Raw genomic sequence first — 17,475 nt, 5'->3', positions numbered from 1 at the left:
CCCGCGGGTCGTCGCGCTTCATGACACACTGGCAGGCATGTGCCGGCGACTTTTCCACCGCCGCGTCGTGGCCATCGTCGCGGTGCTGTCTTGTTTCGGACTTGCCCCGCCACCGGTCGCCGCGCGGGAGACGGCAGCGGCCGGGCGCGCGAAGCCCACGACCTTGCCTGCGGTGCAGGTCAGCGCAATGCGCCTGGAGATTCCCCCGTTCGATCTTCCCGCCGCGCTCAGCGTGGTGCGCGTCGAGCCCGCCGCCGCCGGTCAGCCGGGCGTGAATCTTTCCGAGTCGCTGGTCGGCGTGCCGGGCATCCTCGCGCGCGACCGGCAGAACTATGCGCAGGACGTGCAGATCTCGATCCGCGGTTTCGGCTCGCGCGCGACCTTCGGCGTGCGCAGCATCCGCCTGTATGTCGACGGCATCCCGGCGACGCTGCCGGATGGGCAGGGCCAGGTCTCGCACTTCAACTTCGATTCGGCCGGGCGGGTGGAGATACTGCGCGGTCCGTTCTCGGTGCTCTACGGCAACGCCGCCGGCGGCGTGGTGCAGCTGTGGAGCGCGGAGGGCACGCCGACGCCGGTGACCATGCTGGGCGTGAACGCAGGCAGCCACGACACCTTCCGCAGCAGCGTCGACACGCGCGGCACGCTGGGGTCGGTCGACTACAACGTCGCCGGCTCGCTGTTCCTTTCCGGCGGCTACCGGCCGCACAGCCGGGTGCGCCGCGAATCGGACAACGCCAGGTTCGGCGTGGACCTTGGCGGCGGGAAGAAACTCACCATCGTGGCAAACCGGCTGGACCAGCCGGTATCCCAGGATGCGCTGGGGCTCACCCGGGCGCAGGTCGATGCCGATCCGCGGCAGGTTGCTTCGGTGGCCATCCAGTACAACACCCGCAAGAGCATCGAACAGAACCAGCTCGGCGCCGTCTACGAGCAGCCGTTGCACGGCAACGACCAAGTGCGGGTGATGGGCTTTTTCGGCCAGCGCAGCATCGCGCAGTACCAGTCGATCCCGGTCAGCGCCCAGCAAAGCCCGCTGTCGGCGGGCGGCGTGGTGGCGCTGGACACCGTCTACGGTGGCCTCGACGCGCGCTGGACCCGCAACGGCCAGCTGGCCGACCGCGACTACGAGTTCGTGCTGGGCGTGAGTGCCGACGGGCAATGGCAGCATCGCCGCGGTTACGAGAACTTCGTCGGCGACACGCTGGGAGTGACCGGCGTACCGCGCCGGAACGAGGACGACAACGTCGACAGCGTCGACGAGTACGCGCAGTGGTACTGGCACTTCGCCGAATCATGGTCGCTGCTGCTCGGCGTGCGGCGTGACGACGTGCGCTTCCGAGCACGCGATCGCTACGTCACGGCGACCAATCCGGACGACAGCGGCGGGGTGAACTACACGGCCACCACGCCGGTGCTCGGGCTGGGCTTCCGGCCCGGCGACCACCTGCGGTTCTACGCCAGCTACGGCAGGGGTTTCGAAACGCCGAGCTTCAACGAACTCGGCTACCGCAGCGATGGCCGGCCCGGCCTGGCTTTCGACCTGCGCCCGGCGCGCAGCCGCAACCTGGAGCTGGGCGCGAAATGGCAGGTCACGCGTGGACTGGCCTTCGACACGGCGCTGTTCCGCGCCGATACGCGCGACGAGCTGGCGGTGGGGACCAACCAGAACGGCCGTTCGACCTACCGCAATGTCGGCGACACGCGGCGCCAGGGCGTCGAGTTTTCCCTGGCCGGCCAGTTGGCGGACCACTGGCAGATCAGGGCCGGCTTCACCCGCCTGCAGTCGCGCTTCCGCAGCGCGTTCCTCGCCTGCCGCGCCACGCCATGCGCCATGGCCAGCGTGCCGGTGGCGGCCGGCACCCGCATGCCTGGCGTGCCCGAAAACTACGCTTCGCTGCGCATCCGCCACGGCGACGAACTCGGCTGGCACCAAGGCCTGGACGTGACCGGCGTGGGCGCGGTCAGCGTCAACGACACGGCGACCGAGCGCGCCGCCGGCTACGCCGTGGTCGGCGTCGACGCCGGCTACACCTTCGCCCTGGGCCCGGACACGCGGCTGCAGCTCAGTGCCCGCGTGGACAACCTGGGCGACCGCCGCTACATCGGTTCGGTGATCGTCAACGACAGTAACGGACGCTATTTCGAACCGGGCCCGGGCCGCACCTGGATGCTGGGGATGCGGCTGGTTTTCTGAGGCGTGCCGTGCTCCATGCGTGAATCAGGGTTCGGCCCCTGCGATGGAGGGCATCGGCAGGCCGCGTTAGCCGTGGTCGAAGCTTGATACAGCTTCTTCCGCAGGCGAGGATCGCCCTTCCCAAGCTCTCCCTTGCAGATAGGGAAAGAAGCGAGGCTCGCAGTTTGAGGCTCTACTTCACCGGCAGCGTAGTACTGTTTGGGTGTTGCGCGTTCGGTAGCGAATGTCTCGGGAGGAGCTGCTGCGGATCCGTTCGTCCGGTGCACAAGAAGGATCTATTGGCGAGGAGTCGGCGGTCGCCAACTTGACTTGCCTTCCTGTGCGCTGCTTGATAAGCAAGGACAGGGCGGGCAGGGGACAGCTATGGAGCCAGGACGGGTCGCCAAAGAGGCGCGTGTACGGGTACGCGTCGAGCATGCACTGCTTGAGCGTCTCGCATTGGATGCGGGAGTGGCCCTGACGGCAGCGCAATACGCGTTGCCTGAGCCCGAGGCGGTGCGCCGCCAGTTGCTCGGACGGGCCGTGCGACTCACCGAAGCCATGGCACCCAAGGCCATCATGGCGGCAGTCGAGATCCGGGACGCGTTCGGGCTGACCTCGCCTGTCGAGATCTACCAGTCCGCCGGCCGCGAGAACGCGGCCATGCATCTCTTGCGCGAGCCGATCCTGATGGAGATCCAGGGGCGGCTTTTGTCCCTGCTCGACGACGGCGCCCTGCGTGCGGTGATCGGCCACGAGTTCGGCCATTTCATCGCACACGGACCGGATTCCCCGCATGCGCAGGTGAGTGCGCTGGCTACGTCACTGGCGCTGGCGGAAGATGCGCCTGCGGAGCTTGCGCTGGTTGCCTCCACTCTCTCGATGGCGCGTGAACTGACTGCCGACCGCTACGCTTTGCTGGCCACGCGCGACCTCGATGCGCTGCTGCGGCTGGAAATGGTGGCGACCACCGGGTTGCCCGCGGAGGACCTCGGCGGCGACACGGCCGGCTATCTCGCCCAGTGTCGCGAGCTGGTGGAGGCGTGCCTCGCAGATGGTGACAGTGCGCAAGGCATCACCCACCCCGAACACGGCGTACGTGCCTGGGCTGCGTGGTTGTTCAGCGAGACCGTGCTGTATCGCGAGTTGACCGGTTGCGGTCCCGGCACGCGCGCGCTCGACGAGGTGGATGCCTTGATCGAGCGCGTATTGCGCCGACCCGGGCTGGACAGCGCGTTCCAGTACCTGGAGCCACCACCCGCGGAGCTGCATGAATTGGCGCTGGCGGCTGCTGTGCTGGTGTCGATGGCTGATGACAACCTCAGCGATGAAGAGGCCGAGGTGCTGGAGCGGACCTTTGCATCACTGGTGCCCGACTGGGGTCGCCTGCTCGATCCGGCACAGGCGGCGCAACGCGTCGAGGAGCTTGCACCGCTGGCCAAGGCCTGGGGCTCTTCGTTCCTGCGCCCACTGTTCAATCTGTTGATCCACGTGCTCACAGCCGACGGCGTGGCGGACGAGCGCGAGTTCGCGCGCGTCGTGGAGATCGGTCGCTTGCTTGGCGGCGAGGAGTTGTTCGGTACATTGATGCGCACGGTGCTCCGGCGGATCACCGTGGAACGCCGCGAGGAAAACGCCGCCAAGCCGTTGCCGGTGCGCATCCGTGACGCCGCGCAAGCGCTGGATGTTTACCTCGCCGCCATCTGGCGGCGCGGTGGATCGCAGACCACCTTGCGCCAACTGTTGCGCCTGGTGGGCGAAACACGTCGTGAGAGTGCCGTGCTCGCGCGATTCGAGGCAGCGCTGGAACGTGCCGATCTTTCCACGTCGGCCGATCTCGCGACGATCGACTTGGACGGAACCATTGCGTTGTCGCCCAGGCACGCAGCGTCAGCCGTGACACCGCCACCGCCCTTGCCCCGGGATGCATTGCGGCGCGCCATCCAGCGCCTGCGCGACGAGCTCATCAGCGGCGACGGGCGCAGTCCATCGGTGCGGTTGCGTGAAGTGCGCGTCGGGCGCGCGTTCGACCTCGCCGCACTGTCGCGCATCTCGGTAGGGCATGCGGATCGCTGCCTGACACTGGCACAGGACGCCCGCCGGGTGGTGCTGGTGCAGGCGGAACAGGCTGGCGAGTCAAAGGAAGCCGCCAATCTCCTGCGCCAGCTTGTCGAACTGCGGCGCGAGCACTTGGCACGCCGTGAGGAGACCGGCGCGCGCGATCTGCATCTCGGCGTCGGTTTCGTGCGCGGCGTGGTGAACGGTTATGTGGTGCGAGCACCCCTGCTTTTGTATCCGGTGGAACTGGAATCGGACGGCGTCGGCGGTATCGCGCTGGTGCATGTGGCCGATGAGCCACCGGTTGCCAACCAGGCGCTGTTCCGGCTCATCCATCTCAAGGCGAACCTGCCCTTTGCCGACGCTCAGGCAGTCAAGCTCGACGCCCTGGCGGCCGACGCCCGCCAGGGCGTGATGGCGCTGGCGGATCACTTGCGCCAGATCGGCATGGACATTTTCGAGATCGACGCCGCACTGCATACGCTCGATCCGCTCGATGACGACACGGTTGCCTGGAAGGGTTGCCGACTTGAGCTCGAGGCCTGTGCCGTCATCGGTTTGTTTCCCCAGTCCCGCTCCGAACTGCTGCATGACTATGAGCAACTGCTCACCGAAATAGACTCTCCCGGTGCGGATGTGCATGCGTTGCTGGGTTGCGCCAATGCGCTTTTGCCGGCATCCCAGCGCACGAGTCAGGTGACGGAGCCGGCTGAGATCGAGTCAACCGCCCAGACACCGACGCTGGTGATCGCTGCCGATCCTTCGCAGGTGGGTGTGGTGCGCATGGCGGGCATTACGCGCGCCATGGTCGTCGATGGCCCACCAGGTACGGGCAAAAGCCAGGTGATCGTGAACCTGGTGGCGGATGCGCTCGCACGCGGTGAGCGCGTGGCGGTGGTATCCGAGAAGCGTGCGGCGCTGGACGTGGTTGCCCAGCGCCTGGCGGGGATCGGCTTCGGTGCCCTGGTTGGCGTGGTACACGACGTGGTCGATGACCGCAAGACGCTGTTTCGCAAGATCCGCGAGCGGCTGGAGTCCAGGGGCGGCAACCATGCTGCGCCTGCGTCTACCGCGGAGGACGTCGCGCAGTTCGCCGGAAGGCTGCGCCCGCGCATCGCGCATATGCGCCATTCGACTGCGGGCGAGCCGCCGCTGGGCAAGCTGGCCACCTATGCCGCCGGCATTGCTGATGCCGTGCCCCAAACCATGCCGCCGCTGGCAGGCCTTCCGTTTGGTAGCGCGCTCAAACTGGCGAAGCTGGCGCAGGTTTGCCGGCCCTGGGCTGACTTGATGGTATCGGGCAGTCCGTGGCGCCCTTCAGCGACACACCAGCGCCGCTCGCTGGCCGGGAGTACGCGCGAAGCACGCGCAAGCTTCGCCGAATCGCTCATGCGGGCAGTGCGCGCCGCTGCTGCCGTGGAGGCGGCAGCAGCGCGCCAAGGTGTCGCGCCCGCCGTCAGCGAGTCGCACATGGAAGAACTGCTGATGGCACACAAGGCGCTCACCTCCCTCAAGGAGGTCGATGCCCTGGCGGCGGCTCTGTTGGAGTTTCCCGACGATCGCCGTGCCCCCTTGCTTGCCTTGCGGGCGGACTGGATGGGTGCATCGGAAGCGTGGCAGGCCCATCCCGCTCCGGTGCGCGTCAATGCCACGCCGGTGTTCGTGCAGTGTGTACAGGCGCTTTTGATCCAAGGCACCTCGTTCTTGCGTTACCTGTCGCCGGGTTGGTGGAAGGCGCGTGCCACCGTCAAGCGCCAGTTGGCGGACGTCTGGCCGGATGCCCTGGGCCGACCGATCGACGTTGCCTTGTTGCACGACCTGCATCGGCGGCTGCGACTGGCGCGACTGTGGGCAAGTTTCGACCAGGTTGCCGCCCAGACCGGGCTTGCGCGGATACTCGTGGGTGACGCCGGACAGGTTGCCCAATCCTTGCAGCGCGTAGCCGATATTGTCGAACCCGTGCACTGCCTGGTGCGCGTCCGCAACGTGCTGACAACACTGGACGCATGGACTGCCGGCAATGCGAAGGCATGGCGGCAAACAGTATTCGACCGTCTGGCCGCTGCGCAGGCGTGGCGCAAACATGTCGCGGCCAACCGTGCCGCTGCCGAGGTTTTCCATGACCTGACTCCGAATACTCCGGCTGCGGAGCTCGGCGTTCGGCATCGTGTCTTCGAGCAGTCCGCCGACCGCGCCGCGGAGTTGGACCGATACCTCGCCGAATCCTTGACCGTGGACGCATGTGGTCCCCTGGCGATAGCCGCCTGCGCCGACGTTCCGTCCGGTGCATGGTCGGACATTTTGTTGAAGGCGTGGGCAACGGGTCGTGTACAGGCGGCATACGATGCGTTGCCGGATACCTTGCGTAGCGGCGAAGTGGACGACAACGCCACTCGTCAACTGAATGAAGCGCTTGAGGCTCAGGCGCAGGCATCCCGCCACCGCGTGCTCGATGGTGCTGATGCGGCACCTCTGCTCACTATGCCCTCGGCTGAAAAGTACGCGCGACGCACGCCAGCGCAGGCTGTCCGCGACAAACTGCAACACGAAGTGGCCAAACAGCGCGGCCTGATGCCGCTGCGTAGTTTCGTGCACAGCTACGCCGGGCAAGGTTTGTTCGACGCGTTGCCAGTATGGTTGCTTTCGCCGGAAACGTTGGCCGTGTTGTTTCCGCGCCAGCCCGTGTTCGATGTAGCGATCTTCGACGAGGCGTCGCAGTGCACCGTTGCCAACGGTTTTCCCGCGCTGTTGCGTGCACGGCGAGTGGTTATAGCGGGTGACGACCGGCAGATGCCGCCCACTGCCTTCTTCAAGGCCGCACATGACGAAAATGAAACTGGTGCCGAAGAAGAAACGGAGCCAGCCGATTTCCTCACCTCTGAATCACTGCTGACGCTCGCCCGTTTGCGCATGCCGGCGCGACGACTCGACTGGCACTATCGCTGCCAGGACGAAGACCTGATTGCGTTCTCCAATCACGCGATGTACGGAGGCACGCTGCTCACCTGTCCCGCTTCGTCCCGACCAGCGGTACCGGCCCGCTTGCGCTGGATTGCGGTGACCGGTGCAAAGTACGAGAACGGGCGTAACGATGTCGAAGCTGAGCGCGTGGTGGATCTCGTAGGGGAACTGCTGGCTCGGCCGCAGCCACCGACGATCGGCATTGTGACTTTCAACCTCTCGCAGCGCCTTGCCATACTTGACGCCATTGACCGGCGGCGTTCGACCCAAGAAGACTTCGCGCACTTGTACGGTGCGGCCGAGGCGCTGGAACGGCTCGACGATCGCCCCTTCGTCAAGAACATAGAAAGCGTGCAGGGCGACGAACGCGATGTGATTGTGTTCTCGCTCGGTCATGCACCAGTAGAACGCGTGCACAAGACGCGCGGCGTGCAGCGCTACGTGCCGGCGAGGTTCGGTCCGCTGGGCCAGCGTGGTGGCGAGCGGCGTCTGAATGTGGCCGTCTCTCGCGCACGCCAGGAAGCCATCGTTGTTGCCTCGTTTGACCCCGGTCAATTGAGCGTGGCGCGCGCGAAGAACGATGGGCCACGTCTGTTCAAGGCCTATCTGGAGTATGTCCACCACATGTCGGGTGGCAATCGCTCGCTTGCTGCGCGCGTGCTGGACGTGGTGCGCGCCGCAGCCAATCCGCCCGTCAGCGACGTGCAAGAGGCCCTGCCGGGCTTCGTGCCGCTTGCCGGCCAAATCATCGAGGCGTTGTCCGCGAAGGGCGTCGAGGCCAACGCGCATGTGGGCGCTTCGCGCTTCAAGGTGGATGTGGCGGTTGAGGGCGAATCCGACGGACGAGCGTATCGCGTGGCGATTCTTTGCGATGAGGGCGACGTCGACGATGGCGCATACCGCCGGACCCAGCGGGCTTCCCTGTTGCGTCAACGCGGTTGGCATGTGGTGCACGTCGACGGCATCGAATGGCTGACCGATCGAAGGGCGGTCCTCACGCGAATCGAACGAGCCATGGTGTAGCAGTCGGGGCCCGACACATGCGGGATCGGAACGGCGCTTTCCCACGTTTGGCGTCAATCGGCTGCCGCCTGGGGTATCAGTCGGAGGAAGCGTCTTCTCCCGGCGTCTGCCCCACATCGGGCACGTGTACGTTGGGCATGGTTGGGCAGGCTATTCCTGGATGACTGAAAGCGTGTTGTTGCTCCGGTTGCGGTCCGGCAGCGCGTGCGCCGGGTCGATGGTGGCCGACACCAGCTTGCGCGTGCCGGCCACGTGGATGACGTAGCTGCGGTGCTGCTGCCAGGTTTCCACCGGCACACGCACGTCCTGCTTGCTGCCGTCGTCGTAGGTCAGTTCGAGCGTGGCCGGCAGTGCCAGCTGGTCGAGGTTGGCCACGGTAACGTCGGCGCCCTTGCGGTAGTCGCCGTCGGGGTAGGCGACCTTCTGCACGGCCAGGTCGAGCTGCCAGTTGTGTTCGTACCAGCCGCGCCAGAACCAGCCCAGGTCCTCGCCGGTGTCGCTTTCCATGAAGCGGAAGAAGTCGGACGGGCTGGGGTGCTTGTACGCCCAGGTGGCGATGTAGCGGCGGAACGCCGGGTCGAAGCGCTCCGGCCCGATGATCTGCTCGCGCAGCAGCACCAGGCCGAACGCGCCCTTGAAGTAGCTGATCGGGTGGCGGTACTTCTCCGGCACCATGTCGGCGCTGTTGAGCAGGACGGGCGCGGCCGGGTCGGCGATGACCTTGGCGATCTCGTCGGCAGGGTTGCCGCCGCCGGGCGCGTACTCGCTGTCGCGCTTGGGTGCATATTCGCCGTGGTTGAAGGCGTCGTCCTCGTAGACGTCGATGAAGGTGTTGAAGCCTTCGTCCATCCATGCGGCGCGACGCTCGTTGCTGCCCACGATCATCGGGAACCAGATGTGGCCGATCTCGTGCGCGATCACCATGTGCAGGTTCCTGCCCTTGGCCAGCTTGTGGTCGAAGGTGATGCCCGGGTATTCCATGCCGCCGGCGGTGCCGGCCTCGTTGATCGCCACCGGCCACGGGTACGGATACCACTGCTTCGAGAAGTATTCGGTCGAGGCCTTGAGGTATTCGGTGGCGCGGCCCCACGCCGCATCGCCGCCGCTTTCGACCGGGTACACCGACATCGCCAGTGCGGTCTTGCCCTCGGGCAGGTTGATCCGTGCGGCATCCCACACGAACGCCTTCGACGCGCCGAACGCCACGTCGCGGGTGTTGTGCATGCGGAAGTGCCAGGTCAGCGTGCCGCTCTGTTTCGGACGGCTGGACGGCTGGGTGACTTCCTCGGACGTGCGGATCATTACCGTCTTGTCGCTGCGCCGTGCCTGCTCCAGCCGCTGCCGTTCGGTCTTGCTCAGCACGTCTTCGGGATTCACCAGCTCGCCGGAGCCGGCCACGATCATGTCCCACGGCACGGTGACCGAATAGTCGAAGTCGCCGTATTCGAGGTAGAACTCGCTGTTGAGGTAGGGCGCGGTGTCCCACCCGCGCAGATCGTCGTACACGGCCATGCGCGGGTACCACTGCGCGATCTCGAAGATCTCGCCGTTCTTGCTGGGGTTGACGTCGGTACGGCCGCCGAATTCGCCGGGCACGGTATAGCTCCAGGCGACGTGCAGGCGCAGGTTGCCGCCGTGGCCCTTCAGCGCCGCGGGCAGTTGCACCTGCATGCGCGTGTCGGAAACCACCCATTTCACCGGCTGCCTGCCCCCGTGCGTGTCGTCCACTTCGACCGAGGCGATTTGGTAGCCATCGGTGAACTCGGCGGGGAACTTGCTGGTGAACGCGCCGCGGGCATCGCGGCGGTAGCGGTTCTGATCCAGCTGCAGCCACAGCACATCAAGCGCGTCGGGGCTGTGGTTGGTGTAGCTGATCACTTCGCTGCCGCTGAGCCGGCGCGTGGCCGGATCGAGCGTGGCGGTGATCGTGTAGTCGGCACGGTTCTGCCAGAACAGCGGACCCGGCTTGCCGCTGGCCGAGCGATAGGCGGTGGCCGGCTGCGGATAGCTGTAAGGCGCGAAGGCCTGCAACGGGTCGAAGCGCGAGGTGGTGCCGTCGTCGGCGAACGCGGGCGCCGCCAGCAGCGAGGCGACCGTGATGGCGAGGAAAAGCGCGGGCTTCTTCATGCATTGCCTTGGTGGAGAGGGAGGATCATGGCCGGCCGCCGGCGCGCAGCAGCGCCAGCACTTCGTGGCAGGCGCCCATGGTGTGGTAGTCGGTCTTGCCGGCTGGGCTTTTCTCGTCGCTGTATTTGCGGTTGTCGCGGGTAAGGATGCGGTACCACGCACCGTGTCGGTGGTCGACGAAATGCTGCCACGCGTACGCCCACAGCTTCGCGTACCAGTCGTCATACTCGGCCAGGCCGGTGCGCGCGTGCAGCAGCGCGGCGGCGGTTAGCGATTCGGCTTGCACCCAGAAGTACTTGTCGTCGTCGCAGACGCGGCCGTCCGGCGCGAAGCCGTAGCAGATGCCGCCGTACTCGCGGTCCCAGGCGCGCGCCAGCGCGGTGTCGAACAATTGCCGTGCGGTGGGCAGCAGCCAGTCCTCGTCGTAGCCGCGTGCGCGCAGCAGCGGTTCCATGATCAGCAGCAGCTTGGCCCACTCGGTCTGGTGGCCGGGCTGGAAACCCCACGGGCGGAACAGGTGCTTCGGGTCGTCACGGTGGTAGTTCCAGTCGATGGCCCAGTCGCGGTCGTAGTGCTCCCACACCAGTCCGCCCGCCAGCGCGGCCTGGCGGCGGGTCATGTGGTCGGCGAGGGTGTACGCACGCTCGAGATAATGCGGTTCGTTGCTGGCCTGCCAGGCGGCCAGCATCGCTTCGCACATGTGCATGTTCGCGTTCTGGCCGCGGTAGTCGCTGAAGTGCCAGTTCGCATCGGCTTCGTCGCGGTACAACCCGGCGTCGGCGTCCCAGAAGCGCTCCTCCAGCAGGCTCCAGGTTTCGTCCATCCATGCGGCGGCCTCGTCGATGCCGGCCTTGCGCGCGGTGGCGTAGGCGAGCAATACGAAAGCCACGCCGTAGGCATGGTTGGTGCGGTCTTCCGGCTGCCCGTCGCGGATCGTCCAGGCGTAGCCGCCGGTGTACGGATCGCGGTGCGCTTCGCGCAGGTAGCGCAGGCCGTGGCGGGCGGCGTCGAGGTATTCATGGTTGGCGAACTCGACCGCCGCCATCGCGTAGTTGAAGACGAAACGGGTGCTGCTGACCAGGTGCCGGTGGCTGCGCTCGTAGACCGTGCCGTCGTCGCGGAAGTAGTGGAAGAAACCGCCGTCCGGGTCGATCGCGCGCGGGTGGTAGAACGCCATCGTCTGCGCGATATGCTCGCGCAGGAAAGCGGCGGAGCGGAAGTCGGGGGCGTTGTTCATGCCTGTTGTTCCATGAAGGCCAGCACTTCGTCGCCGCGCGGCATCGCGGCGAACGAGCCCTGGCGGGTGACGGTGAGCGCGCCGCAGGCGGCGGCGAAGCGCAGCGTCGCGTGCAGGCGCGGCATCGCGGCGACCAGGCGGTCGAGCCGGTCCGGGGTGGCTTCCAGCTCGGCCAGGCAGCACAGCAGGCCACCCATGAAGGCGTCGCCGGCGGCGGTGGAATCGACCACCTCGACCGCGTAGCCGGGCAGCTCGCCTTCGGCGTCGGGATGGAACCAGCGCAGCGGCCTGGCGCCGTCGGTCACCACCGCCAGCCGCGCACGGCCCCGCCACAGCCGGTCCAGCGCGGCCTGCTCGCCGTCCGGCGCCAGCCAGGCGAATTCCTCGGCGCTCAGCTTCACCACGTCGGCGAGGTGCAACGCCGGCCACAGCAGCGGGTGCGGATCGACATCGGCCGGCCACAGCGCAGGGCGCAGGTTGAGATCGAAGCTGACCAGCGCGCCGACGCCATGCGCGCGCTGCATGCCTTCGCGGGTGGTAGCGGCGAGCGCCGGGTCGGTCATGCTGTTCGAGCAGACGTGGAACACGGCGACGTCGCGGAAGGTGTCGGCGCGGAAGTCGGCCGGCCGGAACAGCAGGTCGGCGGTGTTGTGGCGGTAGAAACTGAAGCTGCGTTCGCCGTGTTCGTCCAGGGTGACGAAGGCCAGCGCGCTGTTCGCCTTGTCGGCGCGCACGATGTCATCGGTGCCGACGCCGGCCTGGCGCAGGCTGTCGAGCAGGAAGTCGCCGAAGCGATCATGCGAGAGCATGCCGGCGAAGCGCGCGTGCCCGCCGAGCCGCGCGGCGGCGACCGCCACGTTGGCCGGTGCGCCGCCGGCGAACGGCGTGAAGCGCGCGGCAAAGCCGCGCGGGTCGAGGCCGTCGGCATGCAGGTCGATCAGCGCCTCGCCGAAACACAGGATGGGTCGTGCGGCCACCTCAGGAGTTCCCGCTGGCGTCCGGCGCCGGGAGACTGCGGATGCGCGAGCCGCGCAAACCGTAGAACACGATGTACAGGTAGCACAGCAGCGGCAGGAAGAATGCGTGCTGCAGGCCGATGTGATCGGCGAACACACCCTGCACGAAGGGCAGGATCGCGCCGCCCACGATCGCCATGATCAGCAGGCTGGACGCCTTGCTGGTCATCGGCCCGAGCCGCTCGATGCCGAGCGCGAAGATGGTGGGGAACATGATCGAGTTGAACAGGCCGATCGCGATGATGCTGTACATCGCCAGGCCGCCGCTGCTCAGCATGGTGGTCAGCACCAGCAGTGCGTTGATCGCGGCGAACAGGGCCAGCAGCCGGCGTGGCGAGAACTTCGCCATCAGGGCCGAACCGGCGAAGCGGCCGACCATCGCGCCGCCCCAGTACCACGACACGTAGTGCGCGGCCTGCTGCTCGCTGATGTGGCCGATCTCCGGCATCGACAGGTAGTTGACCATGAAGCTGCCGATCGAAACCTCGGCGCCGACGTAGAAGAAGATGCCGAGCACGCCGAACAGCACGTGCGGATGGCGCAGCACCTCGGCGAAACCGTGACGCGCGTGATCGCCCTTGTCGGTGGCCTCGGTCAGCGCCGGCAGGCGGAACAGCCACACGAAGATCGCCAGCAGGAACAGCACCACGGCCAGCCCGATGTACGGGAACTGCACCGCCTGCGCCTGCTGGGTGTCGTAGAGCAGGCGTTGCGCCGGTTCCAGCGCGGCCAGCTCGTCCGGAGTCTTCACCACGTTGGACAGGATCAGCAGGCCGCCGAACCACGGCGCCAGCGTGGTGCCCAGCGAGTTCAGCGCCTGCGCCAGGGTCAGCCGGCTGGAACTGGTCTTTTCCGGACCGAGCAGCGCCACGTACGGGTTGGCCGCCACCTGCAGCACGGTGATGCCGGTGGCCAGCACGAACAGCGCGCCGAGGAACGCCGGGTAGAGGTGCAGGCTGGCCGCCGGCCAGAAGCCGAGCGCGCCGACGCCGGCGATCGCCAGTCCGGCCACAATGCCTTTCTTGTAGCCGAGCGCGGCGATCAACCGGCCAGCCGGCAGCGCCATCAGGAAGTACGCGCCGAAGAAGGTGAACTGCACCAGGATCGCCTGGGCGTAATTGAGCTGGAAGATCGACTTCAGGTGCGGGATCAGGATGTCGTTGAGGCAGGTCAGGAAGCCCCACATGAAGAAGATGGTGGTGAGCACGCCCATCGCCATCGGATAGTCGGTGTAGCGCTCGCCATGGGCGGGCGAGCCAGACGTTGGTGACGGAGCTTGGGCGAAGGCCATGTGGATTCCCCGGTAGGTGTGGTCAGGCGATGGGTGGTGGGCAGCTGCTTTCGCGGACGATCAGTCGTACCGGCGCCACGATCTGGCGGCTGGCGGCCTGTGGCTGCTGCAGGCGCTGCAGTACCAGTTGCGCCGCCTGGGCACCGCGCTCGCGCGGCGCGACCGACAAGGTGGTCAGCGGCGGCATGCCGAGTGCCGCCTCGGCGATGTCGTCGAAGCCGGTCAATGCGAAATCGTGGCCGGGGCGCAGTCCGCGCTGGTGGAGCCCGAGCATCAGGCCCAGCGCGACCGCGTCGTTGTAGCAGACCGCCGCGGTCGGGGCGAGCGCACCGGCGAACAGGGCGGGCGCGTGGCGGGCGGCGTCCAGCCGGGTCGGCGCGCATTCGATGCGCCAGTACGGTTCGGTGCGCAGCCCGGCCGCGCGCATCGCCTCGACGTAGCCGGCGTGGCGCTGCCGGCACGAGCTGGAGTCGTGATGGCCGCCGAAGAACGCGATGTGCCGGTGGCCGCGCTCGAGCAGGTGCTCGGTGGCCAGGCGGGCGCCGTGCCGGTTGTCCAGCATCAGCCGGTCCCAGTGCGCGGCTTCGGGCAGCGCGCCGCCCAGTTCGCGGTTGAACAGCAGCAGCGGTGCGCGCCGCCCGATCGTGGCCAACACGTCTGCGGCGCGGCTGTGCTCGGCCGGCGACAGGATGATCCCGGCCGGGTCGTGTTCCAGCAACGAGCCGAGCACCGCCCGCTCGCGTGCCGGCGATTCGCCGGTGCAGCCGAGCAGGGTGACGAAACCGGCGGCGGCCAGCGCCTCGTCCACGCCGGCGGCGAATTCGGCGAAGAACGGGTTGGCCAGGTCATTCAGCACCAGCGCGATGCTGGTCGAGGTGCGTCGGCGCAGGTTTGCCGCGGCGCGGTTGTAGACGTAGCCCTGCCGGCGCAGTTCCTCCTCGACCCGGGCGCGCGTGAGCTTGTTCACCAGCGGACTCCCGCGCAGTACCAGCGACACCGTGGCGCGGGACATGCCGCAGCCGGCGGCGATGTCGTTCAAGGTCGCCCTGCGCCCGACCGGGGGTTGGCTCGACATGCGGTTTCACCAGATTGGAACGATCCAAATGTAGCTTGTCGCCGCCATCAAGCACGTCGCGACGCAGCATGCCTCGACTGACAACGAGTGCTAGCGTGCGGCTTTGGATCGTTCCAAACAAGGCGAGATCGAGATGACCCTCCGCTTGCGTGGCGTGCTTTCCTGCCTGTTCGGTGCCGCGTTCGGCATCGCCATGGCGACACCGGCCGGTGCCCGCGCCGGCACCCGTGCAGTCGGCCACGCCGCCGCAGTCGACCCGCGCATCGGCAGCGGTGGCGACGGCCACACCTTTCCCGGCGCCACGGTGCCGTTCGGCATGATCCAGCTGTCGCCGGACACCGCGATGCCGGATTTCAAGCATGCCTACCAGTGGGCCGCCGGCTACCAGTACGGCGACGGCAGCATCCTGGGTTTCTCGCACACCCACTTCTCCGGTTCCGGCCATTCGGACCTGGGCGACGTGCTGGTGATGCCGATCGCCGGCGACGTGCGGCTGGAGCCGGGCGATCCGGCCAGGCCAGGCAGCGGCTACCGCTCGCGCTTCTCGCACGACAGCGAGGTGGTGCAGGCCGGCTACTACGCGGTGACCCTGGACGACTACGGCGTGCGCGCCGAGCTTACCGCCGGCCGCCGGGTCGGCTGGCACCGCTACACCTTCCCGGTCGGCAGTCCGGCGCATCTGCTGCTGGACTTGCGCCCGAGCATCTACGACTACCCTGGCAAGGTGCTGTGGGCCAGCCTGCGCGTGCACGCGGACGGCACCGTCACCGGTTGCCGCACCACCCGCGGTTGGGCGCCGGGGCGCGAGCTGTGCTTCGCCATGCGCTTTTCGCAGCCGATGACCTCGCGCGAGCTGTACAACCGCGAGACCGACATCACCTACAAGGGCTTCAAGGGGCCGGGCCACCAGGCCGAGGACCGCGATGCGCAGGACGGCCGCGCGCTGGTCGGCGTGTTCGACTTCGGCAAGCTGAAGCAGCCGCTGGAGGTGAAGGTGGCGATCTCGCCGGTGAGCGAGGCGAATGCGATCGCCAATCTGGACAAGGACGGCGCGGGCTGGGATTTCGATGCCCGCCGCGCCGCAGCGACCGCCGCCTGGAACCAGGCGCTGGCGGTGATCGACGTGGACGCGCCGGCGACGGTGAAGACCCAGTTCTACACCGCGCTGTACCACGCCATGCTGTCGCCCACGCTGAGCATGGACGTCAACGGCGATTACCGCGGCCCCGACCACGCGGTGCACCGCGCCGACGGCTTCGATTTCTATTCCACCTGGTCGCTGTGGGACGTCTACCGCGCGCAACAGCCGCTGATGGTGCTGCTCAACCCCGCGCGCAGCACCGATTTCATCCGCTCGCTGATCGCCGCGCGCGAGGCCAGCCCGTTCGGCATCCTGCCGGTGTGGGCGTACCAGGGGCTGGAGACCTGGTGCATGATCGGCTACCACGCGGTGCCGGTGATTGCCGACGCGTACGTCAAGGGCGTGCGCGGCTTCGATGCGGACAAGGCATTGCAGGCGATGGTGGCCAGCGCCACCTATGCGCCGTACGGCGACCTGGCCGACTACATGAAGCTCGGCTACGTGCCGATCGACAAGGAACCCGAGGGCGCCTCCAAGACGCTGGAATACGCCTACGACGACTGGTCGCTGGCGCAGATGGCGAAGGCGATGGGCAAGACCGACATCGCCGCCACCTTCCGCAAGCGGGCGGCGAACTGGCGTCATGCCTGGGATCCGAAAACCGGTTTCATGCGCGCCCGGCTCGCCGACGGCGCGTTCCGCGAGCCGTTCGATCCGGAGGCCGCCGGCTACGGCAGCGACTACACCGAAGGCAACGCGTGGCAGTACTCGTGGTACGTGCCGCAGGACGTGGCCGGGCTGATCGGCGCGATGGGCGGGGACGCGAAGTTTGTCGCGAAACTCGATGCCTTGTTCGAGGCGAAGGTCGACCCGTCGCACTTCAAGCACGTCGAGGACATCACCGGCCTGATCGGCTGGTACGCGCACGGCAACGAGCCCAGCCACCACATCGCCTACCTGTACGACTACGCCGGCGCGCCGTGGAAGACGCAAGCCAGGCTGAAACAGATCATGGACAGCCAGTACGCGCCGCGCCCCGACGGCCTCAGCGGCAACGACGACCTCGGCCAGATGTCGGCCTGGTACGTGTTCACCGCGCTGGGCTTCTATCCGGTGACGCCGGCCAGCGACGAGTACGCGATCGGCCGGCCGTTCGTGGCGAAAGCGGCGATCCATCTCGCCAACGGCCGCACGTTCACGGTCAGCGCCGCGCCGCTGGACGACGCCCATCCCTACGTTGGCGCGGTGACCTTGAACGGCAAGCCGCTACAGCGCACGTACCTGCGCCACGGCGAAATCGTGGCCGGCGGCGAGCTGCATTTCACCATGCAGGCCGAACCGAACCGGGAGTGGGGCCGTGCGGCAGCCGACCGGGCGGCCGCGATGAGCCATTACGGTGGATGATCGGCGCCCGCGCGATCCGGGCTAGG

8 protein-coding genes are annotated in these 17,475 nt (G+C 67.5%); 3 read left to right on the top strand and 5 right to left on the bottom strand.

Annotated features, from left to right (window positions below; all coding sequences use genetic code 11):
* Positions 1 to 172: 172 nt before the first annotated feature.
* On the top strand, positions 173 to 2,197 hold the full coding sequence (locus R5H19_RS13925; RefSeq protein ID WP_318160196.1) for a TonB-dependent receptor: 2,025 nt from the start codon (positions 173 to 175) through the stop codon (positions 2,195 to 2,197).
* A 450-nt stretch (positions 2,198 to 2,647) separates the two neighbouring features.
* On the top strand, positions 2,648 to 8,218 hold the full coding sequence (locus R5H19_RS13920) for an AAA domain-containing protein (protein ID WP_318159624.1): 5,571 nt from the start codon (positions 2,648 to 2,650) through the stop codon (positions 8,216 to 8,218).
* Positions 8,219 to 8,368: 150 nt separating this feature from the next.
* On the opposite strand, the gene R5H19_RS13915 is transcribed toward R5H19_RS13920, so the two are convergent.
* The 5 genes from R5H19_RS13915 to R5H19_RS13895 form a co-directional block, all read right to left on the bottom strand.
* Entirely contained in the window at positions 8,369 to 10,345 is a 1,977-nt protein-coding gene (locus R5H19_RS13915) for a M1 family metallopeptidase (protein WP_318159623.1), read from the bottom strand.
* Between the two features lie 25 nt (positions 10,346 to 10,370).
* Entirely contained in the window at positions 10,371 to 11,582 is a 1,212-nt protein-coding gene (locus tag R5H19_RS13910; protein WP_318159622.1) for an AGE family epimerase/isomerase, read from the bottom strand.
* Positions 11,579 to 12,559, bottom strand: coding sequence for a carbohydrate kinase (locus R5H19_RS13905; protein ID WP_318159621.1), 981 nt, complete (start codon positions 12,557 to 12,559; stop codon positions 11,579 to 11,581). Before R5H19_RS13905 ends, R5H19_RS13910 begins: the two co-directional genes overlap by 4 nt.
* 1 nt (position 12,560) lies before the next feature.
* Entirely contained in the window at positions 12,561 to 13,817 is a 1,257-nt protein-coding gene (gene fucP, locus R5H19_RS13900; protein WP_318160195.1) for an L-fucose:H+ symporter permease, read from the bottom strand.
* A gap of 94 nt (positions 13,818 to 13,911) precedes the next feature.
* Positions 13,912 to 14,964: a LacI family DNA-binding transcriptional regulator gene (locus R5H19_RS13895; protein ID WP_318159619.1), complete on the bottom strand. Its 1,053-nt coding sequence runs from the start codon at positions 14,962 to 14,964 to the stop codon at positions 13,912 to 13,914.
* A 193-nt stretch (positions 14,965 to 15,157) separates the two neighbouring features.
* Here R5H19_RS13895 and R5H19_RS13890 point away from each other — a divergent pair, with 193 nt between their 5' ends.
* Positions 15,158 to 17,449: a GH92 family glycosyl hydrolase gene (locus R5H19_RS13890; protein ID WP_318160194.1), complete on the top strand. Its 2,292-nt coding sequence runs from the start codon at positions 15,158 to 15,160 to the stop codon at positions 17,447 to 17,449.
* The last annotated feature ends 26 nt before the right edge of the window (positions 17,450 to 17,475 follow it).

Origin of the sequence: Rhodanobacter sp. KK11 (assembly GCF_033345435.1) — a bacterium.
Classification (GTDB): domain Bacteria; phylum Pseudomonadota; class Gammaproteobacteria; order Xanthomonadales; family Rhodanobacteraceae; genus Rhodanobacter.
This window is presented reverse-complemented; position numbering and strand designations above follow the sequence as displayed.